The organism is Sulfurivermis fontis, assembly GCF_004001245.1.
Lineage (GTDB): Bacteria > Pseudomonadota > Gammaproteobacteria > Thiohalomonadales > Thiohalomonadaceae > Sulfurivermis > Sulfurivermis fontis.
In genome coordinates this window covers 247,726-272,268 of record NZ_AP018724.1, presented here as the reverse complement: position 1 = coordinate 272,268, position 24,543 = coordinate 247,726, and the positions used below count along the sequence as shown (strand labels likewise).

30 protein-coding genes are annotated in these 24,543 nt (G+C 66.6%); 10 read left to right on the top strand and 20 right to left on the bottom strand.

The window, feature by feature from the left end; translation table 11 throughout:
• Nucleotides 1-22: 22 nt before the first annotated feature.
• From phnD to EP379_RS01365, 3 genes are read left to right on the top strand one after another with little or no spacing between them, the layout of a single operon-like run.
• Nucleotides 23-931, top strand: a complete 909-nt coding sequence (gene phnD, locus EP379_RS01375) for a phosphate/phosphite/phosphonate ABC transporter substrate-binding protein (RefSeq protein ID WP_127475010.1) — start codon at nucleotides 23-25, stop codon at nucleotides 929-931.
• Nucleotides 925-2,367, top strand: coding sequence for a sensor histidine kinase (locus EP379_RS01370; protein ID WP_127475008.1), 1,443 nt, complete (start codon nucleotides 925-927; stop codon nucleotides 2,365-2,367). The genes phnD and EP379_RS01370 overlap by 7 nt, the downstream gene beginning before the upstream one ends.
• Nucleotides 2,349-3,701: a sigma-54-dependent transcriptional regulator gene (locus EP379_RS01365; RefSeq protein WP_127475006.1), complete on the top strand. Its 1,353-nt coding sequence runs from the start codon at nucleotides 2,349-2,351 to the stop codon at nucleotides 3,699-3,701. Before EP379_RS01370 ends, EP379_RS01365 begins: the two co-directional genes overlap by 19 nt.
• A gap of 269 nt (nucleotides 3,702-3,970) precedes the next feature.
• On the opposite strand, the gene EP379_RS01360 is transcribed toward EP379_RS01365, so the two are convergent.
• The 10 genes from EP379_RS01360 to EP379_RS01315 form a co-directional block, all read right to left on the bottom strand.
• Complete coding sequence (locus tag EP379_RS01360) at nucleotides 3,971-4,621, bottom strand: c-type cytochrome (protein ID WP_127475003.1); 651 nt, start codon at nucleotides 4,619-4,621, stop codon at nucleotides 3,971-3,973.
• 5 nt (nucleotides 4,622-4,626) lie between these two features.
• Nucleotides 4,627-4,812: a hypothetical protein gene (locus EP379_RS01355; RefSeq protein ID WP_127475001.1), complete on the bottom strand. Its 186-nt coding sequence runs from the start codon at nucleotides 4,810-4,812 to the stop codon at nucleotides 4,627-4,629.
• Nucleotides 4,813-4,821: 9 nt separating this feature from the next.
• On the bottom strand, nucleotides 4,822-5,100 hold the full coding sequence (locus EP379_RS01350) for a hypothetical protein (protein ID WP_127474999.1): 279 nt from the start codon (nucleotides 5,098-5,100) through the stop codon (nucleotides 4,822-4,824).
• Nucleotides 5,101-5,112: 12 nt separating this feature from the next.
• A complete protein-coding gene (locus EP379_RS01345; RefSeq protein ID WP_127474997.1) occupies nucleotides 5,113-5,403 on the bottom strand; it encodes a hypothetical protein in 291 nt (96 codons plus the stop codon).
• Nucleotides 5,391-6,320 carry a sulfurtransferase gene (locus EP379_RS01340; RefSeq protein ID WP_127474995.1) on the bottom strand — a complete coding sequence of 310 codons (930 nt, stop codon included), beginning with the start codon at nucleotides 6,318-6,320 and terminating at the stop codon, nucleotides 5,391-5,393. The genes EP379_RS01345 and EP379_RS01340 overlap by 13 nt, the downstream gene beginning before the upstream one ends.
• Nucleotides 6,321-6,331: 11 nt before the next feature.
• Nucleotides 6,332-6,616 (bottom strand): hypothetical protein, encoded by a 285-nt coding sequence (locus EP379_RS01335; protein ID WP_127474993.1) that lies wholly within the window; start codon nucleotides 6,614-6,616, stop codon nucleotides 6,332-6,334.
• Between the two features lie 119 nt (nucleotides 6,617-6,735).
• On the bottom strand, nucleotides 6,736-6,972 hold the full coding sequence (locus EP379_RS01330; protein ID WP_127474991.1) for a hypothetical protein: 237 nt from the start codon (nucleotides 6,970-6,972) through the stop codon (nucleotides 6,736-6,738).
• A 10-nt stretch (nucleotides 6,973-6,982) separates the two neighbouring features.
• Nucleotides 6,983-7,288, bottom strand: a complete 306-nt coding sequence (locus EP379_RS01325) for a sulfurtransferase TusA family protein (protein WP_172600341.1) — start codon at nucleotides 7,286-7,288, stop codon at nucleotides 6,983-6,985.
• A gap of 101 nt (nucleotides 7,289-7,389) precedes the next feature.
• On the bottom strand, nucleotides 7,390-7,986 hold the full coding sequence (locus EP379_RS01320) for a YeeE/YedE thiosulfate transporter family protein (RefSeq protein WP_127474987.1): 597 nt from the start codon (nucleotides 7,984-7,986) through the stop codon (nucleotides 7,390-7,392).
• A 1-nt stretch (nucleotide 7,987) separates the two neighbouring features.
• On the bottom strand, nucleotides 7,988-8,671 hold the full coding sequence (locus EP379_RS01315) for a YeeE/YedE thiosulfate transporter family protein (RefSeq protein ID WP_127474985.1): 684 nt from the start codon (nucleotides 8,669-8,671) through the stop codon (nucleotides 7,988-7,990).
• A gap of 195 nt (nucleotides 8,672-8,866) precedes the next feature.
• Between EP379_RS01315 and EP379_RS01310 the strand changes: the two genes are divergently transcribed.
• The 6 genes from EP379_RS01310 to EP379_RS01285 all read left to right on the top strand — a co-directional run bounded on the left by EP379_RS01310 (nucleotide 8,867) and on the right by EP379_RS01285 (nucleotide 14,160).
• Entirely contained in the window at nucleotides 8,867-9,811 is a 945-nt protein-coding gene (locus EP379_RS01310; RefSeq protein WP_127474983.1) for a sulfurtransferase, read from the top strand.
• Nucleotides 9,812-10,015: 204 nt separating this feature from the next.
• On the top strand, nucleotides 10,016-10,177 hold the full coding sequence (locus tag EP379_RS16925; RefSeq protein WP_420824449.1) for a thioredoxin family protein: 162 nt from the start codon (nucleotides 10,016-10,018) through the stop codon (nucleotides 10,175-10,177).
• Nucleotides 10,178-10,440: 263 nt separating this feature from the next.
• Entirely contained in the window at nucleotides 10,441-11,589 is a 1,149-nt protein-coding gene (locus EP379_RS01300) for a hydrogenase small subunit (RefSeq protein ID WP_127474979.1), read from the top strand.
• A complete protein-coding gene (locus tag EP379_RS01295; RefSeq protein ID WP_127474977.1) occupies nucleotides 11,586-11,888 on the top strand; it encodes an EF-hand domain-containing protein in 303 nt (100 codons plus the stop codon). The genes EP379_RS01300 and EP379_RS01295 overlap by 4 nt, the downstream gene beginning before the upstream one ends.
• Before the next feature lie 115 nt (nucleotides 11,889-12,003).
• Complete coding sequence (locus EP379_RS01290; protein WP_127474975.1) at nucleotides 12,004-12,807, top strand: arsenite methyltransferase; 804 nt, start codon at nucleotides 12,004-12,006, stop codon at nucleotides 12,805-12,807.
• A gap of 90 nt (nucleotides 12,808-12,897) precedes the next feature.
• Nucleotides 12,898-14,160 carry a hypothetical protein gene (locus EP379_RS01285; RefSeq protein ID WP_127474973.1) on the top strand — a complete coding sequence of 421 codons (1,263 nt, stop codon included), beginning with the start codon at nucleotides 12,898-12,900 and terminating at the stop codon, nucleotides 14,158-14,160.
• A gap of 122 nt (nucleotides 14,161-14,282) precedes the next feature.
• On the opposite strand, the gene EP379_RS01280 is transcribed toward EP379_RS01285, so the two are convergent.
• The 3 genes from EP379_RS01280 to EP379_RS01270 all read right to left on the bottom strand — a co-directional run bounded on the left by EP379_RS01280 (nucleotide 14,283) and on the right by EP379_RS01270 (nucleotide 17,662).
• Nucleotides 14,283-14,636, bottom strand: a complete 354-nt coding sequence (locus EP379_RS01280; protein ID WP_172600339.1) for a DUF3579 domain-containing protein — start codon at nucleotides 14,634-14,636, stop codon at nucleotides 14,283-14,285.
• 172 nt (nucleotides 14,637-14,808) lie between these two features.
• Nucleotides 14,809-16,809, bottom strand: coding sequence for a nitrite/sulfite reductase (locus EP379_RS01275; protein WP_127474969.1), 2,001 nt, complete (start codon nucleotides 16,807-16,809; stop codon nucleotides 14,809-14,811).
• A gap of 34 nt (nucleotides 16,810-16,843) precedes the next feature.
• The gene (locus EP379_RS01270) at nucleotides 16,844-17,662 is read right to left on the bottom strand and encodes a sulfite exporter TauE/SafE family protein (protein WP_420824466.1); all 819 of its coding nucleotides are present in this window, start codon (nucleotides 17,660-17,662) and stop codon (nucleotides 16,844-16,846) included.
• A 168-nt stretch (nucleotides 17,663-17,830) separates the two neighbouring features.
• On the opposite strand from EP379_RS01270, the gene cysB reads away from it, so the two are divergent.
• Nucleotides 17,831-18,805 (top strand): HTH-type transcriptional regulator CysB, encoded by a 975-nt coding sequence (gene cysB, locus EP379_RS01265; protein WP_127474965.1) that lies wholly within the window; start codon nucleotides 17,831-17,833, stop codon nucleotides 18,803-18,805.
• Between the two features lie 64 nt (nucleotides 18,806-18,869).
• Here cysB and EP379_RS01260 read toward each other — a convergent pair whose 3' ends face one another.
• The 7 genes from EP379_RS01260 to EP379_RS01230 form a co-directional block, all read right to left on the bottom strand.
• Entirely contained in the window at nucleotides 18,870-19,352 is a 483-nt protein-coding gene (locus EP379_RS01260; RefSeq protein ID WP_127474963.1) for a hypothetical protein, read from the bottom strand.
• Between the two features lie 17 nt (nucleotides 19,353-19,369).
• A complete protein-coding gene (locus EP379_RS01255; RefSeq protein ID WP_127474961.1) occupies nucleotides 19,370-19,579 on the bottom strand; it encodes a hypothetical protein in 210 nt (69 codons plus the stop codon).
• Between the two features lie 340 nt (nucleotides 19,580-19,919).
• Nucleotides 19,920-21,533 carry a methyl-accepting chemotaxis protein gene (locus EP379_RS01250; protein WP_127474958.1) on the bottom strand — a complete coding sequence of 538 codons (1,614 nt, stop codon included), beginning with the start codon at nucleotides 21,531-21,533 and terminating at the stop codon, nucleotides 19,920-19,922.
• Nucleotides 21,534-21,741: 208 nt separating this feature from the next.
• Nucleotides 21,742-22,065 (bottom strand): elongation factor 1-alpha C-terminal domain-related protein, encoded by a 324-nt coding sequence (locus EP379_RS16920; RefSeq protein WP_420824465.1) that lies wholly within the window; start codon nucleotides 22,063-22,065, stop codon nucleotides 21,742-21,744.
• Between the two features lie 85 nt (nucleotides 22,066-22,150).
• Entirely contained in the window at nucleotides 22,151-23,191 is a 1,041-nt protein-coding gene (gene cysD / locus EP379_RS01240; protein WP_420824448.1) for a sulfate adenylyltransferase subunit CysD, read from the bottom strand.
• Nucleotides 23,188-23,505, bottom strand: a complete 318-nt coding sequence (locus EP379_RS01235; RefSeq protein ID WP_127474952.1) for a hypothetical protein — start codon at nucleotides 23,503-23,505, stop codon at nucleotides 23,188-23,190. Before EP379_RS01235 ends, cysD begins: the two co-directional genes overlap by 4 nt.
• Before the next feature lie 3 nt (nucleotides 23,506-23,508).
• Complete coding sequence (locus EP379_RS01230; protein WP_127474949.1) at nucleotides 23,509-24,252, bottom strand: phosphoadenylyl-sulfate reductase; 744 nt, start codon at nucleotides 24,250-24,252, stop codon at nucleotides 23,509-23,511.
• Nucleotides 24,253-24,543 lie beyond the last annotated feature (291 nt).

Below are 24,543 nucleotides of genomic sequence, written 5' to 3'. Positions count from 1 at the left end.
TACTCGTGCGATAAATCGTTCCATGACGCCCTCCGTTTACCGTATCGCACCGGCTCTGCTTCCGCTCCTGCTTCTGTTGCTGCTGGCAGCCTGCGATCGCACGCCGCAGACGGCATCCGGCGACCCGGCCGCCGTGCCGGAGCGGGCGCTGGTATTCGCCGTCTATCCCTACGACACGCCAACACGTCTGGTAGCCCACTTCCAGCCACTGGTCGATTACATCGCCGCCAGGCTCGGGCGCCCGGTGGAGTTCTACATCGCCAGCAGCTACGAGGATCACATCCGCCGCATTGCCGGCGACGGCGCCGACTTCGCTTACCTGGGACCGACCCCGTATCTGCGCGCCCACGACGGCTATGGCGCCGGCAAGGCGGCGCGGGTACAGATCATCGCCGCGGAAGACACTTATTTCAGCGTGATCATCACGCGCGCCGACAGCGAGATACGCACGCTGGCCGAACTCCGGGGCCGTACCATGGCCTTCGGCTCGCACAAATCCTTCAGCGGTCACTACGTGCCGCGCGGCATGCTGCGCAAGGCCGGGGTGACCCTGGCCGACCTGGCCGATTTCAGCTATCTCGGCCGGCACGAGCGCGTGGCGCTGGCGGTGCTGTACGGTGACTACCACGCCGGTGGCGTGCGGCGCGAGATCGCCGAGCAATATCTCGCCCAGGGCAGCGGCCTGCGCATCATCGCCGAGTCGCCGCCGCTGCCGCCCCATGTGATCGTGGCGCGGCCCGGACTGGACGGCACCACGGTGGAGGCCGTGCGCCGTGCGCTGATCGAACCGGACGCCGCCGGCCGCAGCGCCATCGAAACGCTGCAACCCGGCCGGCACTTCATTGCCGTCGACGACGCGCGCTACGACTTCGCGCGCCAACTGGTGGACAGCCTGGATCGCGATTGCGGCTGCCAGCCCCTGCCATGGTGAGCAAACCAACCCGGCGCAGATCGCTGTCGCGGCTGATCAGTCTCTATGCGGGCGGCGGCCTGTTCCTGCTCGCCAGCCTGTTCGGCTTCATCGTCCAGCAAGGCGTCAGCACCTTCGTCGAAGGGGCGCTGCACGACAAGGCGCAGGCCCTGGCGCGGCAGCTCGCCGTGGTCAGCCTCGACGCGGTGCTGATGCGCGACTACGGCACCCTGGCCCGCTATGTGGAGGACCTGGTCAAACACCGCGACGTGCTCTATATCCGCATCCGCCGCGACGACGGCGAAATCCTCGGCCAGGCGGAGAATGTCGCCGAGCGCGCCCGCGCCAGCCATCGCGGCACCGTGGAGGAACCGATCATGCTGCTGCACAACCGCATCGGCGATGTCACGGTCGAGTACGACAGCGGCCGCGCCGATGCCATGATCCTGCAACTGCGCGTGCTGGGCATCATCGGCATCTTTGCCGTCACCCTGGCGCTGTTCGTGCTGCTGAGAAATCTGCTGCAACGGCGCATGATCCGCCCCATCCAGCAGCTGGCCGCCCAAATCAATCCGCTCAGCGAACAGCCGCCGGCGCCGATTCCCGCCGACGCGCCGCAGGAAGTGGAACAACTGGCGGCCACCTTCGCCCGCCTGCGCAGCGAGGTAGCCGAACACATCGACCAGGTGGAGCGTGCCAACCAGCTCACCCGCGCCGCGACCGAGCGCCTGTGCCGCGAGCAGCGCCTGGCCGCCATCGGCCAACTGGCGGCGGGGCTGGCCCACGGCCTCAATACGCCGCTGGGCAACATCAAGGGCTATGCGCAAATGGCGCGGCGCCAGACCGCAGACCAGGAACTGCGCGAGCGGCTGGAGGTGATCGAAAAACAGGCCGCCACCTGCACCGGCATCGTCAGCAGCCTGCTCACCGCGGCGCACCAGCCCAACCCGGTGGGCCAACGCGTCGATCTGGCCGCCCTGGCACGCGACGTGGTGCAACTCACCCGACCACTGATGCAGGAACGCGGCGTAGAGAACGTGGCCGTGGAAGGCGACGCGCAGGTGCCGGCCTGGGCCGATCCGGCGGCGCTGGAGCACGTGCTGTTCAACCTGCTGAGCAATGCCACCCACGCCGGTTGTACCGCCCTCATCCTGCGTGCCTACAGTGAGGACGGCCTGGCCTGGCTGGAGGTGGAAGACAACGGCCCGGGCATCCCGGAGACCATGCACGACACCCTGTTCGAGCCCTTCGTCAGCAGCAAGCCCGCCGGCGAGGGCACCGGCCTCGGACTCTATCTGTGCATGACCCTGCTGCACGCCATGCAGGGCGGCATCTGCCTGGCGGAGAGCCGCCCCGGGCGCACCCTGTTCCGCCTGCGCCTGCCGATGGACAATCCCCAGCCCGGCCAGCCGTTGCCGGAATCGGAGAAGATCACTTCATGTCTTACACGCTCCTGATCGCCGAAGACGACCGCGACATGGCGCGGCTGCTGGCCGAACTGGCCGCCGACTGCGGCTTTCGCGCCGTCACCGTCCACACCGGCCAGGAGGCGGCCGTCCACCTGGCCGGCGGCGAGGCCGACGCCCTGTTCACCGACCTGCGCCTGCCCGGCCCGGACGGCCTCACCCTGCTGCGCCTGGCCCACGAGATCGACCCCGCCCTGCCGGTGGTGCTGGTCACCGGCTACGCCACGGTGCAGAACGCCATCGACGCCTTCCGCAACCAGGTGGCCGACATCATCACCAAGCCCTTCGACACCGACGAGGTGAGCGCGGTACTGGCGCGCATCTTCGAGTCGCTGCGTCACCGCACCCAGGTGGAACAACTCACCGCCCGGCTGCACCAGCTCGACACCGGCGTGCCGCCGCCGGTGATGCACAGCCGTGCCATGCGCGAGGTGATGGAGGTAGTGCACCAGGTGGCCGACGCCGACATCCCGGTGCTGCTCAACGGCGAGACCGGCACCGGCAAGAGCATGCTGGCGCGCCTGCTGCACACCCTCGGCGCGCGGCGCGAGCAGCCCTACTTCAGCCTGAATTGCGCCGGCATCGCCCCGACGCTGGCGGAGAGCGAACTGTTCGGCCACGAAAAGGGCGCCTTCACCGGCGCGACACAGCGCAAGAAGGGCCTGCTGGAACTGGCCGACGGCGGCACCCTGCTGCTGGACGAGATCAACAGCGCGCCGCCGGAGATCCAGGTGCGCCTGCTGCAATTCCTGCAGGAACGCACCCTGATGCGCGTCGGCGGCCAGCACATCATCGAGGTGGACGTGCGCCTGGTGTGCGCCACCAACCAGCCGCTGGACGAACTGGTGGCACAGGGCCGCTTCCGCGCCGACCTCTACTACCGCCTCAAGGTATTTCCCATCGACCTGCCGCCGCTGCGCGAACGCAGCGAAGACATCGTGCCGCTGGCGGAGCAACTGCTGTCCACCTTCGCCCTGCGCTACAACAAGACCCTGCAGGGATTCACCCCCGCCGCCCTCGACTGCCTGCGCGCCTACCGCTGGCCCGGCAACGTGCGCGAACTGGAAAACATCGTGCAGCGCGCCGTGGTCCTGGCGCGCGGCGAGTTCATCGAACCGATCCAGCTCCCCGCCGAACTGCGCCAACCCGCCGGCCGCACGGCACTCCCCGATGCCGCACTGCCGATTTCACCCGACGCCACGCTGGCCGAAGTGGAAACGTGGTGGATCCGGCACATGCTGGAACGCTGCGACGGCAACAAGACCGAAACCGCCCGCCGCCTCGGCATCGACGCCTCCACCCTGCATCGCAAGCTGAGGGGCTAGGGCCGCCATCAGTCGGCCAGCGAGGCCATCAGGGGCAGGCTGCTGACCCGTAGAGTCAAAAGCCTTCAACGCAAAGGACGCGAAGAACGCAAAGGGGAATGATGCGAAACGCCGCCCCCGGCCATCCATGAACATAAGGCAGGATGCCGGTAGCCATTTGCGGCCTTGGCGGCCTTGGCGTCCTTTGCGTCTTCGCGTTTAACGCTTTTTGTGTTTATGCCTTCCTGGGAGGGTAAGTAACGGTGCAACAACCTGTCGGGGCTTTCGCATCACTCGGCGTTGCCGATCTGATCGTCCGGCGCCTCCAGCAGCCAGACCAGCAGCGCGGTCATCTCTTCCAGCGACAGGGGATTATCCAGCGAGGTGGCGGGCACGCCACGCACCCCGCCATAGAGGCGTGCGGCGAATATTTCGCGCGCTTCGCTGCGCGCCTGGCGGAACAGATTGTAAGGCGGGTTTTCCCGTTCCTGGTAAGGCTGGTGGTGGCAGGCCAGGCACAGGGTTTCGTACAGCGTGCGGCCGGCGGCGAGGCGGGCCGCCGTCGCTTCGGGTTGTCGCCACTCGGGCAGGTGCAGCGGATGGTCCTGCACCAGCGCGCGCAGATCATCGCGCAGGCGTTGTAGCCGGCCGCTGCGGTAGTCGTCGCGCAGGGTATTCACGCGGGCAAGCAACGCTGACGGCGCACTGCCGCGTTCCTGTGCCTGTTCACGTGCCAGTATGCCGAGCAGGCTGAGGCTGCTCTCCAGCCGCGCCTCCAGGCCGCGGCGATGCAGGGGCAGTGTATCGGCCGCCAGCAGCTTTTCAGCGTCGCCCAGCATCACGGCGATCTCCGCCGCAAAGCGCCGGCCGTGCTCGCCCACCGCATGGACCGGACCGGCGCCGATCAGCAGCAGCAACGCGAGCAGGCAAGGCCGCAACATCGTCGTCAGATCACGATCACCCGATCGGCGCTCAACAACTCGTCGACGATGCGGTCCCAGTCGTCGCGCGTCAACTCCGGCGCGCGCAGGTTCCAGCGGTAGAAGTTGTAATGGGGTTCGAAGTAGTTGACCGCCTCGTCCATGGTGGCGCGATCGGGAAACAGTCCGCTATCGAGTATGGCGATGTTCATGGCGTTACCTCACAGGCTGATGACGGCGTCGGCTTCCGCCATGGCGAGGGCCAGGGCGCCGGGTTCCAGGTGCGGCAGGTCCTGCCCGGCGACGGTGGTCTCCGGCGCGATGTCGGACAGCTCCAGCATCTCCGCCTGCTCGGCGTTCTCCGCCGTGTCGGCCACCGGCCCGGTCATGAATACCAGGCGCACCGCGTGGCCGAAGATGGTGAGGCCGGCAGCCACGCGCATCGCCTCGGTGTGATCGCGGCGCGCCAACAGCAGCAAGGATTTCTTTCCTGCACTCATGAATACGCTCCCCTACAGGCCGATGATGCGGGCGGCGTTGGCCGCCAGCATGCTGTGATTGGTCTGGCTGCCGATGGTAACGGGACACGGTGCGTGGCCCATGTGGCGTTCCCAGGAGAACTCGCAGGCAACGGCCTGCTCCGCCAGGTGCAGCAGGCCGGCCAGCTGCGGATCGCTCAGCGCCTTGACGCCGTCGTTGGTGAAAAATATCGCCCACTCGCTGCCGCGCCGGTGCAGCGCCTGCAACAGCGGCACCAGCACGGGGGCAGCATCGGGGGTGGATACGTCAATCAAGAGGTCCATCGGTGACTCCTTCGGGCGGCAAAAAGTACGGCAATAGATGCAATGGCCAGCGCCGTGGCCAGCCACAGCCATGGCGGGCTCCCCTGCACCATCGGCGGTGCCGCGGCGGCAACGGGCTCGGGCAAGGTTTCATGATCCACCGGCAATTCACCGCGCGCGGCCCACTCGCGCCAGCCCTGGACATAGACGCGCGCGTCAAAGCGGGCACCGGCACGCAGCAGGGTGAAATAGGCCAGGGACTCCAGCGGATCATGGCCATAGGCAACGACCGCGGAGCGGGATTGGCGCACCTCGCGTGTCAGCGACGTGCGCAATTCATGGTCAGGCCATGACAGCGCGCCCGGCAGACGCCCGCCGCGCTGTGCCCGCACCCGCTCGCCGCGATACTCCGCATCGCTGCGGCCGTCGAACAGCGCCGGCGGCCTGGTGCTGCGCAACTCGGTCCACAACTCATCACGCAGTACCAGCAGATGCTCGCGCATGGCAGCACGATAGATGGGATCGCGGATCATGCCGCGTTGCATGCCGGGCGCGGCGCCCGCACCGGCGGCAATCAGGCGGGGTACCGGTTCGGTCAGGACCACGACCTCACGTTGGCCTGCGAGGTAGAGCAAGGCGGCGACATAATCGCGTTCCAGGGGATCGCCACCCACGACCGTCAGCGTCTCGTCGCCGCGCAGGCCGGCGGTGCCAAACACCCATAAAATATCCCGGAAGCTCGGCAGCCTGCGGTGCGGGCCGAGTAAATCCGCAGCAGGCAGGCAGCGTGCACCCACCAGGCTCATGGCACGGCACTGCTCCAAGGGACGGGCATCCACAACCACACCCTCTTCCGGCAGCGTCGCCGCATAGCGAAACTCCGCCGCCGCGCCGCTACAGAGCAGCAGCAAAGTCAGCCACAGTGACAGCCGCACCATGCCATACACCATCAGCAACCGCCGAAGCGATCCGCCTTGACGGCCGTGGGTGCCGTACCGCCATGAGGCGGATTGGTCACGTAGTAATGCACCAGGTCGGTGACCGGCACCGAGCCGAAGTAACCACCGAGATCGATCGCGCCCAGCGTCTCCGCCGGCTGTGGCGTGTCGAGACGCGCACGTTGCTCATCGCTCATCGCGGCATAGGGAAACAGCACGGCCGCCGCCCCGAGGGTGAGGGCGAGGGAAACGCCGCAGAACAGCAGGATCTGGGTATTGCTCATCGAATCACTCATCGGCGCCTCCTCAGAACGGGTCCTTGGTGAAGCTGACGTACATCAGATAGAACGCCAGGAAGAACATGCCGATGTGGATCAGCGTCTTGAGATCGAGTGCTTCCATCACCGTGCCTCCGTCAGTAATAGACCTTGGCGCCGTTTTCCAACTCGCCCTTGTAGTGCTTGATCAGCATGCCCATCTCCAGCGCCTCGCCGGTTTGCGGATGCGCCACCTTGGGCGTCAGATGCGGCACGCCATCGCGCGAGTAGGCGAGATAGTCGGGGCCTGCGACCAGCACATAGACCAGGGTTGCGAGGGCAGTGATTCCCACCAGTGCCGAAAACACGCCCAGTTGCCATTGGCCGGAAGTCATCGCGCCGTCCTCAGTTCTTGCGCACGATGACGCGCCAGTAGCGCTCGGCCTTGACCGTGCCGAGATGGGTGCCGCCCACCTCCGGCATCATCGGCGGGATCGCCTCCATCGAGGTGGGGTTGTCGATGCGCACCTCGACCACGGTACCCGGGGCGGCATCCGCCAGCGCCTTCTTGGTCTTGAGCTGCGGACGCGGGCAGGAGTCGCCCACCGCATCCACCACGCGGCCCACCTCGTGGGTGCTGCCGTCCGCCAGGGTCACCGAACCGCCGGCCTCGACCGCGGCCGGCTCTTTCTTCTTGCCGAAAAGTCCCATGTGCATTTCTCCAATCAGGGCTCGATGTATCGAGCGGTTAGAAATCTGTCGTGTGCCCGTGCGCAGGAATGAATCGTATGCGCGCTGCAACCGCTGCCGGCTCAGCCGCCGCGTTCCGCCGCCACCTGCCGCTCCTTGCGCAGCACGGCACGGTAGATCGCGTAGAGCACGCCGGCCTGGATGAGACCGAACACGATGGCCGGCACGCCGAATTTCTCCTGTAGCGTGGCCGCATTGGACAGCCCCAGTTGCAGGCCGGCCAGGTTGGGCTCGCCGGTCATGGTGGAAGGCGCCGGCGGCCAATAGGTGAAGGACCACACCAGCGAGAACAGGAACATGCCGATGAAGGTGAACAGCAGCGCCCACACTGCGCCGACGTTGCCCTCGCCCGCCTTGACCCAGGTGGACACGGTGCAGGCGCCGGCCAGCACCATGCCGACGCCGAAGATGAACAGGCCGATGAGGGTGTTGAGGCCGACGTCGAAGCGCAGCGGCTTGCCGTCGCCGAAGCTCATGAACAGGGTGAACCCCAGGGTCATCACCATCATGCCGGCGAGCAGGGCCTTGGTGTTGCGATAGCTCTTGAACAGCATGGCATCACGCAGCGCCGCCACGTTGCAGAAGCGCGAGCGCTGCACCAGCACGCCGACGATGGCGCCGAACAGAAATCCGACCAGACATTGCCCGACGATACTCATCTCAACCCTCCAGGATGCGCTTGTAGATCATGGAACCGACGTAGCAGCCGGCGATGATGCCGGAGATGGCCAGATAGCCGCCCAGGTTCATCTGGTTGGACAGGCCGAAGAAGGTGCTGACGTTGCAGACGAAGGCGAGACGGATGCCGATGCCCATGAGCAGGCCGCCGACGGTGATCATCACCCACTCCGACAGGCTGCGCGGCAGGCGCAGATAGAACTCCTTGGACAACACCGCCGCGATGAAGGCGCCGCTCAGCATGCCGAGGCTCAGATACATGCGCCAGTCGCCGATGAAGGGCTGGAACACCAGCTCCCAGAACGGCACGCGGTTGAGTTGCTCGCCCAGCACCGCCTGCGCCATCAGGCCGGTCATCATGGTTTCACCGCCGCCCACGGTCCATGCACCGACGACGAGAAACATGAACACGTTGGCGATGCCGATGAGGATCAGGGCGGTGACGGGATCGATGGTCTTCTTGAACAGTTCCATGGGGTCTCCGTGGTTGGCGTGTGTCCGGAGTTCTTTGCTCCGTATACAGCCAGTCAAGTGCAAAGCAGGTGCCAGTTTCTCTGTCCAGGCAAAAACTTCCGTCCACACAGCAACCTGCGTCGGTTTTGTACTGCCCGCTCCAGCGCGGCGCCCGCCTGCAAGACCGTTGCAAATCGCCAGACTCTGGCACATTGCCACGGATCAACACCGCCTACGCACGGCCTCGGGCATCGCATGCACGCACGCTAACTCCTTGCTTTACATGGCCTGCGCCGCTAGCGGCGCAGGCACACGCGACAGTGGCACGATGCTTGCGAATGACATTTGCCAGATATCGCGCCCCACCGCGCCGTCTGAACAAATCAAAATCACGAGAGAGGAGTCGATATGAATACGATGAAACGACTGTTGTCCGTAGCGGCGCTGCTGCTCGGCGCCGTCTCGGCGGCCCATGCGGCCAAAGTCCCTGGCCCGCTGGTCAGCACCGACTGGCTGCAGAACAACCTGCAGAACGTGGTGATCCTCGATGTGCGCAGCAGCCACGACGGCATGCAGTACATTCCCGGCGCGGTGCAGCTGCCGTGGAAGCAGGTGCGCGTGAAGAATCAGACCGACAAGGACGGCGAGGTGCACGACGACCTGCTGCCCTCCAAGGCCGACTTCGAGAAGCTGATGCAGGAGCGCGGCGTCAGCAACGACAGCGCCGTGGTCATCGTCACTCCGGGGACCGATTCCGGCGAAGTGACCTGGGGTACCCGCGTCTACTGGACTCTCAAATATTACGGCCATGACAACATGGCCCTGCTCGACGGCGGCGCCGCCAAATGGGCCAACGAAAAGCGCCAGCTGGTGCCCAACGCCCGCAACCCCGGCAAAGGCAATTTCACCGCCCGCGCCGAGCGCCGCGAACTGCTCGCCACCACCAAGGACGTCGTCGACGCCTTGAACCGCGGCGACACCCAGATCATCGACGGCCGCGACGAAGCGCAGTTCCTCGGCCTCGGCCACCGCACCTACGTCTCCGCCAAGGGCCACATCGACGGCGCCATCAATCTGCAGCCCTACATGCTGGTGGTGGACGCCAAGAACGGCGGCAAGTCCGCGCCGTTCCACGACGCCGCGACATTGAAGGCGGTGGCCAAGGCCAAGGGCGTGGCGCTGGACAAGCCGACCATCACCTACTGCGACAGCGGCCACCTGAGCACCGGCCACTGGTTCGTGCTGTCCGAAATCCTCGGCAACAAAAAGGTGGCGGTCTACGACGGCTCCATGCACGCCTGGACCAAGGATCCCGCGCGCAACAAGCGCGTGGTTTCCATCACCGGCAACTGAGTTTTTTGTGGGAACTGGTGTGGAAGGATCCTCGGACCCCCTCCTGCGGTCAGTCCAACCCTTCCCGGTCTGACCGTTTTCCGCACCATTTATGGCCACCCTCCGGGGTGGCCTCTTTTTTAACCACTGGCGACAATGTTCCGTTGGTGGCGCGGGCGCCTGGAGAAGGTCAATATCTGACTGAATTGAAAACTCACCATCCATGTGGAGAGAGTGGACGCCCCTGCCCGCATGGCGGCCTGTCGCATCCTTACCGTTCCCGCTGTCATCGTGGACGGCGTGCTGGTCTATAGCGGAGGCATTCCGACCCGTTGGCAGATCGAGTCATGGCTGACCATACCTCTGACCAGAAAGCTCACCGCCTGATCCGCTCCACCCTGCACAACATGGGGCTGCCGGTTCCGCAGGCGAGATCAACCCATGAACCAAGCTTCTGCACTCCAGCCGGGAGGATGTCAGCGCGATCACCGTCGAAGCAGACGGTGTTATCTACCATCCGGGTGACACCTATCCAGCGGGCTAGCGCGCACCGGGCAAATCGACGCCTGGGAACACGCGACCTGTGCCGCTACAGTGGCATACACTGTAGGCTCCTGCCGGCGCCGCCTACCCCGGCACAGGAGGTTAAGATGGCCTCGCCTCGCACACCCCGCCTGAGCCGCCGTGCCTTTCTGAAATTTTGCGCCCAGGCCGCCGCCCTGCTGGCGCTGCCGCCGGGCGCCGCCCGGCTGATGGCCGCCGCCCTGGCGCGCACGCCGCGCCTGCCGCTGGTGTGGCTGTCGTTCCAGGAATGCACCGGCTGCACCGAAGCGCTCACCCGCAGCGAGGCGCCGTCCCTGGAACGGCTGCTGTTCGAGATCATCTCCCTCGACTATCACCACACCCTGCAGGCCGCCGCCGGTGCGGCGGCGGAGGCCGCGCGCGAGCGCACTCTGAAAGAACACGCCGGACGCCTGCTGCTGGTGGTCGACGGTTCGGTGCCGACGGCGTTGCACGGCGCCTGTTCCACCATCGCCGGCGAGAGCAACCTGAGCCTGCTCGGCCGCTGCCTGGAGGCGGCCGAGGCGGTGGTGGCGGTGGGAACCTGCGCGGCCTTCGGCGGCCTGCCCGCCGCCGCGCCCAATCCCACCGGCGCCATGGGCGTGGCCGACCTGATGGCGCAGGGCAAGGTGCCGCTGCGGCCGCTGGTGAACCTGCCCGGCTGCCCGCCGGTGCCGGAGGTGATCAGCGCCGTGCTCGCCCATCGGGTCGCCTTCGGCCACCTGCCCGAGCTGGACGATCGCGCGCGGCCGCTGGCGCTGTACGGCGAGACGGTGCACGAACGCTGCTCGCGTCGCGGCCACTACGAGGCGGGCCGCTTCGCCAAGCAGTTCGACGACGAGGGCGCGCGCGCCGGCTGGTGCCTGTACGAACTGGGCTGCAAGGGCATCACCACCTACAACGCCTGCGCCACGCGCAAGTGGAACGGCGGCACCAGTACCCCCATCGAATCCGGCCATCCCTGTCTCGGCTGCGCCGAACCGGGCTTCTGGGATCACGGCAGCTTCTACGCCCAGCCCACACCCGCCGCCAGCGGCGCCACCCGCGCCGAGCAGGGACGCGCCCTGTACGAGGGCAACTGCGTGTATTGCCACGACGCCGACCCCACGCGCCTGCGCACCCTGCCCGATCAGGTGGCGGAGCTACTGCGCGGCAACAGCGTGCGCGCCCATCGCTTCAAACTCGGCGAGGACGATCTCGCCGCACTGACCGAGTACCTGAAGGAGGCCAAGCCATGAGTGGCCGCATCATTGCGCTGTTGCTGTTTGCCCTGCTGCCGGTGACGGCACCGTTTGCCGCCGACACGCCGCCGCCGTTTTCGGTCCATGACACCGACGGCGACGGCTACATCAGCCGCGCGGAGTTCGATGCCTTCCGTGCGCGCCGCCAGGCGGAGCGCGCCGCCGCGGGACGGCAGCTGCGCAATGCACCGCGCGTGCTCGGCTTCGACGAGATCGACAGCGACCATGACGGGCGCATCAGCGAAGCGGAAATGAACGAGGCACTGCAACGCCGGTCCCCCGGTCAGCAACGCTGAGGAGTCCGTTGCCGGCTGCGTGGCGCGGCACCGGCGTCCGGGCAAAAAACATTTCTGCGTCTTTTGCACACCACGTCCGTTTAACCATGGGACACCCACTACCCAGGAGATGACCATGAACCCGGACAAGCACGATGACATCCGCGCCGCCGTGCGCGAAAGCTACGCCCAGGTGGCGTTGCAGGGCGGCGGCGGCTGCCGCAGCGGCGATTGCTGCGCACCGGCACCGGCCTCCGCGGTATCACAGGGGCTCGGCTATTCGACCGAAGATGTGAGCGTCGTTCCCGCCGGCGCCAACCTCGGCCTGGGCTGCGGCAACCCGCAAGCCATCGCCGCGCTGCAACCCGGCGAGACGGTGCTGGACCTCGGCAGCGGCGCCGGCTTCGACGCCTTTCTCGCCGCACGCGCGGTGGGCGAACAGGGCAAGGTGATCGGCGTCGACATGACGCCCGAGATGATCGCCAAGGCGCGCGCCAATGCACAGAAGGGCGGCTACGCCAACGTGGAGTTCCGCAGCGGCCACATCGAGCAGCTGCCGGTGGACGATAGCAGCGTCGACGTGATCATCTCCAACTGCGTCATCAACCTGTCGCCGGAAAAGGCGCGCGTCTTTGCCGAGGCCTTCCGCGTGCTCAAGCCGGGCGGACGGCTCGCCATCTCCGACATCGTTGCCAGCGCCGAACTGCCGCCCGAGGCGCGCCAGGACCTCGCCCTCTACACCGGCTGCATGGCCGGCGCCTCGACCATCGACGCGCTGGAGGCGATGATGCGCGATGCGGGGTTCGGCGCAATCGCCATCCGGCCCAAGGATGAAAGCCGCGAGTTCATCCGTACCTGGGCGCCGGGACGCGGCATCGAGGACTACGTCATCTCCGCCACCATCGAGGCCCGTAAGCCGGGGCACAAGACGCCCCTGTAAGCCGGCACAGCGAGGGACACCACGCGCGCCGTGCGCTAAGCTATTGCAGCCCGGCATCCGCCGTGGCGTTCCCTTGCCGTGGTTAATCCGATGACCGCCCCGTCCAACACATCCGCCCCGTCCTTCACCGACGACGCCGGCGAGGCCACCGTGCACAGCGCCGCGCGGCTGAACCGTTTCTGTCTCTGCCCGCAGCAGTCGTTGCAGGTGGACGAGACCTATCCGCGCCAGGCGGCGGCGCCGCTGTATATCCCGCAGGCCGCCTTTGCCGCCATGCGCGACACCATCGCCGCCATCCATCGCGTCGCCGCCCTGCCGGACTGGCGGACACAGGCCCTGGCGGAGGCGCCGGCCAGTGCCGCCTTCGATCCGGGCCATCCCGGCGTGCTGTACGGTTATGACTTTCATCTGGGCACCGAGCGACCGCAACTCATCGAGATCAACAGCAACGCCGGCGGCGCCCTGATCAGCACCGCCCTGCTGGCGGCGCAGAACTCCTGCTGCCGCGAACTGCACGGTGCCGCACCGGCACTGGAGGCAACCGCGGCGGAGCAGGCGATCCTCGACAGTTTTTTGCGCGAATGGCGTCTGGCACGCGGTGACCAGCCGCTGCGCCGCATCGCCATCGTCGACGAGAATCCACCGCAGCAGTATCTGTTTCCCGAGTTTCTGCGCTTCGTCGAGCTGTTCGCCCGCGCCGGTATAGAAACGCTGATTTGCGATCCGCGCGAATTGCAGGCCGGCGCCGACGGCCTCACCGTGAAGGGCGCAGCCATCGACCTCATCTACAACCGTCTGACCGACTTCTATCTGGAGGCGCCGCACCTCGCCATCCTGCGTGAAGCGTATCTCACCGGCCGTGTCGTCCTCACGCCGCACCCGCGCAGCCATGCCCTGTACGCCGACAAGCGCCACCTGGCGCGGCTGTCCGATGCCGCCCGGCTGGCATCGCTCGGCGCCGACGCCGCGGACATCGCGCAGATCACCGCCCACGTGCCGCCCACCCGCCGCGTCAGCCCGGCGTTGGCCGACGAACTGTGGCGCCACCGCCGCCGCCTGTTCTTCAAGCCGGTGGCGGCCTACGGCAGCCACGGCACCTACGAGGGCGCCAAGCTGACCCGCACGGTATTCGAGAAACTGCTGCACGCGGATTACGTGGCGCAGGAGATGGTGGCGCCGTCGCTGCGCCATGCGGTGGTGGACAACGAGGTGGTGGAACTGAAGGCCGACGTGCGCTGCTACGTCTACGATGGCGCCATCCAGCTCATCGCCGCCCGCCTCTACCGCGGCCAGACCACCAACTTCCGCACGCCCGGCGGCGGCTTCGCCACCGTGTGCGTCACTACGGGATAAGGCAGATACAAGCGTAAAGATACAAGTGGATGAGTGCGCTACGCGCACGTTTGTATCCGAGACGCTACGGGCATAGCGCGTGCCTTCTCTTGTATCGTTACTCTTTGCTCATGTGTCTGCTTTCAGGCCTCGACCACCTTGAGGTGGTTGTCGCTGGCGAAACGCATGATGAACATGTGCAACGGCGCATCGATCTCCTGCAACACCGTATCCACCCACAGGCAGGTCAAACCGTCCACGTACAGCACGCGCACGTGGGGATTGTAGCGTCCCTCGCCGCGGCCGCCGCAATAGCCGCAATTCACCGTCGCCGCCGCTGCCATGCGCTGCGCCCAGTCGCTGGGTCGGAACACATGCCCCGCGCTGGTGATGCCCTTGATCAGCACACCGTTGTGCGCCGCCGTTTTCTCTTCCTGTCCCCCGCCCGCGTGCCCCGGCGCGCGCCGGGCGGCACGCGCTGTAACGTCATCGATCAAGCAGAGTTCCGCGCTGCCCATTCTTTCTGCCCCGCTCCTGTTGGTTGGTTCCACCGATTCGCTCCTGTTTGCAGGATTTGGACCAGGCGCCGTGCCCGGCCGCAAACCCGCCTTTGGCGCCCGTGGAGCCTGTATCGGTTACGCCCCGGTAATGACCGTCATCCCCATCCGGTCACGAAACAGTAACGCTGGCCGGCGGCAACCTGCGCACCTCCACCAGCGCCGCACGCACCCGGGCAATCCAGTCGTCGGCCTGCCGCACCCACGCGGCGATGTCGTCACCGTGGTCGGCATGGATCGCTTCCAGGGCCACGGCGAATTCAGGCCGCTGGGGGAAACGGCGCCGCAGCAACGCGCCATGGCGTGCCGGATCGTCCAACGCACCATTACTGGCCGGTAAATCCTCGACAGCGGCCAGGGTCGCGCGCAAGGCGGCCGCGACGCAGGCGCGCGCCTCGGCGAAATTTCCCTCCTGCAAAAAGGCGTTGCGGCTGTTGCGCTGATAAACCAGTTCCGCGTCCAGCAGCAGCAGCGGATCCGTGCGCGAACCGGCGCATTCGCCGATACCGCGCTGGCCGGAACGGAACGAAGCGGTCACGCCCAGATCACGCGCCAGCAGCGGGATGTCCTGTGGCTCTACCGCCGTCAGATCCGCCAGCAATGCGTCGAAATATGCCGGCCCGACGCGCCGTACGTAGGCGCCGAAATCCTCTGCCGGCAGACGCCCAGCGGAATAGGCGTCGTGCAGCCGCCGCACCGCGTCGGGCACACGCCGCGCCGGCACCACGGGTCCCGCGCCGGCGAAAGCGCCATCCACCACACCACTGCCGCCCAGTTGCAACACGTAGCTGGGCAGCAGCGTGCCGTGATGCCGCCGCGCGACACCGTACAGGCCGATATCGGCGGTATCGGATTGCGCGCAACTGTTCTGGCAGCCGTTGACGCGGATGCGCAGATCGCACACACCGCCGTGAATACGCGCCGCCAGCGGCTGCGACGTGGTGATCGCCAGCGGGCACAGCGCAGCCCCCGGGCAGTTGACGACATCGTCACCGGACTGGGGCACACCGAGGCCGAAGCGGGCCAGCCCCTCTTGCAGCGCAGCGCGCGTTTCCTGCGGCACGTCCGGGATCAGCAGATTCTGGTTCAAGGTGGTGCGCAGCTCGGGCAGTTCCAACGCGGCGAGCAATTCGGCCAGGCCGCGCAACTGGCGGTTGCACAACTGCCCCAGGCGCACGCTCACCGGCACGGCGTACAGACCCGCCTGGCGCTGCGCGACCACGCCGCGCACCACACCCTGCCGGCACGGCACCTCACCACTGCCTTCGCGCCATTCACCCGCCGGCAGCATGTGCGGTTGCAACAGGCAACGGCGCAGCTCCTCACGGTACATGGCGCGCAGCTGCTCCAGGTCGAAGCGATCACGCAGGAATTTGATGCGGGCGCGCGAGCGGTTGCTGCGCTCGGAGTGGCGGTGATGCAGGCTCAGCACCGCCTCGATGGCCGGCAACACATGTTCCTCCGGCACGAATGGATCGATCTCCACCGCCGCGTAGGGCTTGGCCCCCAGACCGCCGAAGCCGTACAGGCGGAAGCCGCCGCGGCCATCGCGGAGGGTGGCGATCAGCGCCACATCGTTGATCGCCCCCAAGGCGCAGTCGGCACCGCAGCCGGAGAAACCGATCTTGAATTTACGCGGCAACTGCTGGGTCAGCGGGTGGCCGAGAAAATGCCGCGCGGCGGCGCCGACGTGACGATTGACGTCGGTGTGCTCGCGCGGGCAGACGCCGGCCAGCGGGCAGGCGGTGATGTTGCGCACGGTATTGCCCGAGGCCTCACGGCTGGTGATGCCGTAGCGCGCCAGGTGACGCAACACCGCGGGGGTGTCCTCCAGCCGCAGGAAATGGAACTGGATGTCCTGGCGCGTGGTGAGGTGGATCACCTTGTGGCCCTCCTGGCAGTAGTTCTCCACCACCTCGGCGACGCCGATCAACTGCTGCGCTTGCAGGCGGCCGGCCGGCAGCTTGGTGCGCAGCATGTAGTAGCCATCCTGCAGTTGGGCATAGATGCCCTGATGCAGACGCCGCGCGGCGAAGCGCTCGGCATCGAGAATGCCGGCGAGAAAATCCGTCACGTCGCTTTGATAGCGGTCGAGCACTGCCTGGTCGATCATCACTCTTCTCCTGTAACGTACCGCGCCGGCCCGCTCACGCGCGCAGCACCAGACCGGCACCGATAAACAACAAAAAACTTGCCAGCAACGGCCGCACGACGTGCTCCGGCAGGCGCAGGCCCAGGCGGGTACCGAGCACGATGCCCGGCACCGAACCGAGTAGCAGGCTGGCCAGCAACGTACCGTCCACATTGCCCAGTTGCAGGTGCCCCAGGCCCGCCACCAGTGCCAGCGGCACCGCATGGGCGATGTCGGTGCCGACGATGGCCGCCGTCGGCAGGCGCGGATACAGCAGGTACAGGGCCATTGCGCCAAGCGCGCCGGCACCTACCGAGGACAGGGTGACCAGTACGCCGAGCACCGCGCCCGCCGCCACCGTGGCCGGCGCCAGCCAGCGTTCCGGCACGATTGATGCAGTCGATCCGCCATTACGGGCGCGGCGCCGGCGCAACGGCTCGTGCAACAGCATCGCCGCTGCGGTCAACAACAGGGCCGCGCCGAGCACCGCGAGCAGCCGCCGTTCCAGCAGCGGCGTGTGTGCGGCCAGATCGCGCAGCCACCACAGCGCCAGCACGGCGCCCGGCACGCTGCCCAGGGCCAGCCGGCCGACCACCGGCCACTGCACGGTGCGGCGGCGCTGATGGACCGGGATAGCGCAGCTCTTGGTGATCGCGGCATAGAGCAAATCGGTGCCCACCGCCGTGGCGGGCTGCACGCCGAGGGCGAGCAGGATCGGCGTCATCAGCGCGCCGCCGCCGACGCCGGTCAGGCCAACCAGGGCGCCGACCGCAAATGCGGCGACGCTGTAGGCGTAATGCAATTCCACGGGCATCTCCAAGTGCGCTATGGAGATGAAGCGTATTTCGCGCCGCAGGCGGCGGGAAGGAACCAGTTTTCATATCCCTATGACTCGGTGTTCTAAGCAAAAGCGATACAAAGACGCGCCCTCCCTGCGAAACTCGCATCAGGGAGCTGCGCACGCTGCGGCATGTGCGGCACGGGATGAAACGAGGGCTTCGCCATGAATCTGCAACAACTCCGCTACATCACCGCCGTAGCACGCGAAGGGTTGAATATATCGATGGCCGCGGAACGGTTGTTCACGTCACAACCGGGCGTGAGCCGGCAGATCCGCCAGCTGGAAGACGAACTCGGCGTGCAGATCTTCGAGCGCCGCGGCAAACAGCTGGTCCGCGTCACCGCCGCCGGCGAGGCGGTGCTGGCCCTGGCGCAGCGCGCCCTGGTCGATCTCGAACAGATCCGCCGCACGGCACAGGAGTTCCGGGCCCCGGACAAGGGCACCCTGTCCATCGCCACCACCCACACCCAGGCGCGCTACGCGCTGCCGCGGGTGGTGAGCCGCTTTGTCCGTCGCTACCCCGCGGTTACGCTGCACCTGCACCAGGGCACGCCGATGCAGATCGCGGAACTGGCGGCCGACGGCGCCGTGGATTTCGCCATCGCCACCGAGGCCATGGAGCACTTCGAGAATCTGGTGATGCTGCCCTGCTACCACTGGAACCGCGCCATCATCACCCCCTGCGACCATCCCCTGCGCGAGGTACAGCCACTGACCCTGGAGGCGGTGGCGGAGTATCCCATCCTCACCTACGTGTTCGGCTTCACCGGCCGCTCGCAACTGGATACCGCCTTCAGGCAGCGCGGTCTGCAACCGCACGTGGTGTTCACCGCCACCGACGCCGACGTGATCAAGACCTATGTCCGTCTCGGCCTCGGTGTCGGCATCGTGGCGCGCATGGCCTACGCCCCCGACATCGACACCGACCTGTGCGCCCTCGACGCCAGCCATCTGTTCGAACCGAGCACCACCCGGATTGGCCTGCGCCGCGGGATCACGCTGCGTGGCTACATGTACGACTTCATTGCCGAGTTCGCCCCGCACCTGACGCGCGCGCGGGTCGACGCCGCCATGGCAACCACTTCCCACACCGCATGCGACGCCCTGTTCACCCCCCTGTCCCTGCCCAGCCTGTGAATACCGTGCCGGCACGGCGGGCAGGTCTGCTGCTGACGGCTTGCGGGCGCCGCGCTGACGCCATTCACGACGGCGCGAACACGCGGCGCCACTCTGCCAGAAACTGTTCCGCCTTGTGCCGCCCGGCCACTGCGGCAACCACCTCGCCACAAGACTTGGCGAGCACATCCAGTTCGGCATAGGTCGTACAACGCTGGATACGCTCCACCGCATCGCCGGCGGCGCCTCCCAGGGTGTTCTGCGCGAACTCGATCAGCCAGCGCCGGGCCAGGACCATGCGCTCGGTATCGAGCCCGAGTACCGGCGCAACGGCGGCGGGGACAACCTCGGTGTCGTCCCCGCTGCTGATGAGTCCCAGCATCTGCAGCTCTTCCAGCAGGGCAAAGATCTCTTCGGGACTGGCATGCCCATAGGCGATGGCGTCGGCACTCATGGAACCATCGATCCTGATCAGCAGCTGGCGCAGGCGCGCGGACAGGCCGCGCGCGCGGGTGGCGATCTCCTCCCGTCCCTGCCCCGTCTTGCGCGGTATCGCACCCGGCTTCATCGGCCACGCCCTGATGTTCAGGCGTTCTTGAACGCGCCGGCCAGGGGGCGGAACACGTAGTAGTCGACCACAAACACGGACAGCGCCGTAGCCAGCAGCGCTATGACCTTACCGATGATTCCCATCTTGCGCAGCAGATCGTACAGCGGCTGCAATAGTTCGTCCTGTTCCTGCTCCATAGCTATGGTCCAGCCCGAGTCCTTGTCCGGTACGCTAGCCAATTCCATGCCAGTAAGCGGGGTAGTGCCTTATCGGGGGACCGTCAATGAGTTACGCCTTATCCTTAGGGAAGGTCTGAATATGTCCATCCTGGACTTCTCAGGTCGCTCCCGCCCCTCCCTGGGCTGCGCGACATAAGTCCATCCGTGGACAGAACCACGCCAATCGAAAAGTGTGATTTTCGATTGGCTTCATTTTCCAACGACTTATCGTCATTGGAAAATGGCGGCACATCCCTGTGCCGCGGAAGCTCTGAACTCATTCAGAGCTTCCTTAGCCGCGTAGTTACCGCTCAGGCACTCAGTGAGTGCCGTGGGGGGTAACGCAGCGGTAACGATACGGCTGCGGCTAAACCCGGAAACGGCCCACCAGCTCGGCCAGTTCATCGGCCAGCCGGGCCATATCCTCCGCCGCACGCGCCGTACCGCGGGCCGCGCCCGCATTGTGCTCCGCGGCGCCGCTGATGTTGCTCACGTTGCGGTTGATCTCCTCGGCCACCGCGCTTTGCTCCTCCGCCGCACTGGCGATCTGCCGGTTCAGATCGGCGATGGTATCCACGGCGGCGTGGATGCCGTCCAGCGCCGCGCCGGTATCGTTGATGGCGCCGACATTGGCCTCAACTCCGGCGCGCGCCTGCTCCATGGCGGCGCTGGCCTCGCGGCTCGCCGCCTGCAAACGTCCGATCAGGGCCTGGATTTCGTGGGTGGATTGCTGCGTGCGGTTGGCCAGGGCGCGCACCTCGTCGGCGACCACCGCGAAGCCGCGCCCCTGCTCGCCGGCGCGCGCCGCCTCGATGGCCGCGTTGAGCGCCAATAGGTTGGTCTGCTCTGCGATGTTGCGTATCACATCGAGTATGGTGCCGATATTTTCGCTGTCGGCGTCCAAGCGGCGGATCACCCCGACGGCCGCGCCGATGCCGGTATTGAGGGATTCCACGATCTCGCGCGTCCGCACAACGGTTTCCGCGCCGCGCTGCGCCGCCGCATAGACCTCCTGCGCGGCGTCGGCGCCATGCTGACTATTGCGCGCCACCGTCTGTGCCGTGGCGGCCATCTGGTTCATCGCCGCGGCCAGTCGGGCGATTTCGTCGCGCTGGCGCTCGATACCGGCATCGGTGCGTTCCGCCGCCTGCCCCAGCTCGCCGGCCGCGCTGCTCAGGCGGCGCGTCGAGTCGAGCACGCGGACGATGATGTCGCGGAAACTGTCCAGCATCGCATTGAACGCCGTCGAGGCCGCGCCGATCTCGTCCCGGCCGCGGACCGGCAGGCGGCGCGTCAGATCGCCCTCGCCCGCCGCCATGCCGCGCAGCCCGGCGGTCATCCCGGCGAGGGGACGGGTGACAAAGACGCGGATGAACAGAAACACCGCCAACAGCAGCGGCATGCTCACGCCCACCGCCGCGGCATACAGCTTGATGCCGAAATGCACCACGTCGCGGCGGACCTCGTCCATCCGCAGGACCATGCTGGTCGCACCCAGCACCTCGCCCTCGCGCGCATTGGCGTGACACATCAGACAGTTCTTGCCCAGATAATTGCGGCTGGCCCTGACCGGGGTGACCGCGCGCATATTGCCGTCGGCATCGATACGCAGGTAGGGCTCGCCGGTTGCCAGCACCCGGCGCTCGATATCGTCATGCGGCTGCTCCGCCGCATCGCCGGCACCGAACAGCGCAGCCACCGGCGCGCCGCGCAGGACGCGCAGTTGGCTGATGCTGCCGAGGTCGCGGATCTGGCCGAGAAACTGCTCCCGTTCGTCCATCTTGCCGGTGAGCATCAGCGTGGTCAGGCCGGCAAAGGTCATTTCGTGCACGGAGCGGGAGAAGTTTTCGGCCTGGCGCAGCGCCGTGGCGCGCTGCTCCCAGGCGGCCCAGCCGATCAGCGCCGTCCAGGCCACCACCAGCAGCAGCCAGATGGTGACCAGAAGACGGAGCCAAATGGGGAGGTCATAGAGTTTTTTCATTTCTTCTAGCCAGGGTTGAGATGTTGTACCGGCCCTGGCAGATGGGCCCGAATGCGCGGGACGCGGGCCGGAGTTCCTCGTGCCGCAGCGAGGTGCGGTAAAAGGAGATATAGCAAATTTGATGCCGTAACGGCCATGGCCGCCGCCGGCCCATCGGACCCGCAAGCCCTGGATTTTGCTCCGCCCCGCCCGGCGCAGGATTGGGCCGTTACAGATACGGGGACTCGATCAGGCCTGCCGCCACGGTATCGTTGCCGATACGGTCGATGAGAATAAAGCCGCCGGTATCGCGGTTGTCGCGGTAGGGATCGCAGGCGACCGGGCAGTCCAGCATCAGTTCTACATGGCCGATGCCGTTGAGTGGCAGCACCGCCGCCGGCACCCGTTCCAGGGTGTTCACATCCACCTGGTCGCGCAACACCGTCACCGTGGCGGCGACCGTAGCGGTAGCGAGCTTCATCAGGTAGCGCTGTCCCGGCTGCAGCGGCCGCTCACTCATCCAGGCCAGGGTGGCCGCGAGGTGGCCGGTCACGGCGGCCGGCGCGGCGGCAGCCAGCTGATCCTCGAACAGCGCCTTGGACTCGTACAGCAACCGGCCGATGAGCGTGCTCTTGCCGTCATCGACGCTGCCGCAGGTAATGAAACGCAGCAGGGTCTGGTGCTGGTGCTGATGCAGGTACGCCTCGATATCGTCGACGCTCAATGCGTGTGCGCGGTGCATCAGAAATAGCCTCCTGTTTCTTCTTCTCCATCGACGTGGCGCCGTCATGGTCGATCAGGCGCCCCTGCCGCTCGGAGGTGTGCGCCAGCAGTGTCTCGCGGATGATCTCCGGCAGGGTTGAGGCCGTGGACACCACGGCGCCGGTGAGCGGATAGCAGCCCAGGGTGCGGAACCGCACCTGGCGCCGGACCGGCACTTCGCCGGGCCGCAGCGGCAAGCGTTCGTCGTCCACCATGAGCAGCGTGCCATCACGCTCCACCACCGGCCGCTCGGCGGCGAAGTAGAGCGGGACGATGGGTATGTTCTCCAGATGGATGTACTGCCAGATATCCAGCTCGGTCCAGTTGGAAAGCGGAAACACCCGCACCGATTCGCCCCTGCGCTTGCGCGCGTTGTACAGCCGCCATAGCTCCGGGCGCTGATTCTTCGGATCCCAGCGGTGGGCGGCGCTGCGGAACGAGAAGATACGTTCCTTGGCGCGCGACTTTTCCTCATCGCGGCGCGCACCGCCGAAGGCCGCATCGAAGCCGTGCTTGTCCAACGCCTGCTTCAACCCCTCGGTCTTCATCACGTCGGTATACAGCGCCGAACCGTGGTCGAAGGGGTTGATGCCCTGGGCCAGTCCCTCCTGGTTGACGTGGACGATGAGTTCCATGCCACTCTCCCGTGCCATGCGCTCGCGCGACGCATACATCTCGCGGAACTTCCACGTGGTGTCCACGTGCAGCAGAGGAAACGGCGGCGGCGCCGGATAGAACGCCTTGCGCGCCAGGTGCAGCATCACCGCGCTGTCCTTGCCGATGGAATACAGCATCACCGGCCGTTCCGCCTCGGCCACCACTTCACGCATGATATGGATACTCTCGGCCTCCAACCGCTGCAGGTGGGTCAGTGCCGGCAGCGCAGGTGCCAGACACATGGACGCACTGGCCGTCATGATGAGCGGACTCCGGCGGTTGCCGCGCTGCCGGGTCGCGGTGCTGCATGCAGCACCTCCCGCAGCAGTTGCGGATAGTCGGTGTAGACGCGCGTGGTGGCGTCCTGCTCGACGATAAAGAACGGAGCGCTGCGTGCACCGTAACGGCGCGCCAGCTCCCATCCTTCCCCCGCCGGATCGCGTTCGTCGGCCGCCACCATCCGGTCGATATACGCCCGCTGACCACCGCGGCGCAGCGACGCCAACAGCTCGCCGCAGGCGCGGCATGGTTGGCCGTCGCTCTTGAGCTTGTATACCAGGGTGATACGGCGCATGGTTCACCTCCCCGCCGCGGCGACGACGTTGCCCGCGTGCAGGCCGCACTCCTTGTCCGCCGCGTCCTCCCACCACCAGCGCCCCTCGCGCTCGTGCTGGTTGGGCAACACCGGTCGCGTGCAGGGTTCGCAGCCGATGCTGATATAGCCCTGGCGGTGCAGGGCGTTGTAGGGCACATCGTGGCGGCGGATATAGTCCCACACCTGGGCCGAACTCCAGCGTGCCAGCGGGTTGTACTTCACCAGCGCATGTTCCGGCGTGGAAAACGCCGTGTCGTTCTGGATCACCGGCAGGCCGCTGCGCGTGCCGCTGCTCTGATCTTCGCGCTGACCGGTAATCCAGGCGTCGAGCCCTGCCAGCTTGCGGCGCAGCGGCGCGACCTTGCGCACCGCGCAGCACTCCTTGTGGCCATCGCCGTAAAAACTGTACAGGCCCTTGTCATGCACCAGCGCCTCCACTGCCGCCGCATCCGGCGACAGCACATCGATGACGATGCCGTACTGCTTCCGCACTTCCTCGATGAAGCGATAGGTCTCCGGATGCAGACGGCCGGTATCGAGGGAAAACACGCTGAATTCGCGGCGCAGGCGCGAGGCCATATCGATCAGCACGACGTCTTCCGCGCCGCTGAAGGAGATGGCGATATTGGCGTGACGTTCGAAGGCAAGTGTCAGGATGTCTTCCGGCTCGGTGTAGTGATAGTCGTGCGCGAGTGCGGCGATATCTGCGGTGGATGGCAGGGACATGGTCGTATTCCTCGGTCGGTGGCAGTGCGGCCAGTGATAGCAAATCTCCCGCCCGGCGCGAACGAATCAATTGTTCTATCCACAGATCACCGCGCACTAAGGATTTTCCCGGCCGGCTCACGCCCCCCGCCAACCGTTACCAATGCGTAATGCCGTAACGACCTTGCCGTCACAACTGCGTAACACGGCGCCGGCTCCGTTCCCGCAACACCGGCACAAACCCTTGTCCCACCTGAGTTCTTTCACTTGGCCCGGTAATTGCCATAGTCGATGAGGCATGAGGTCCCCTCG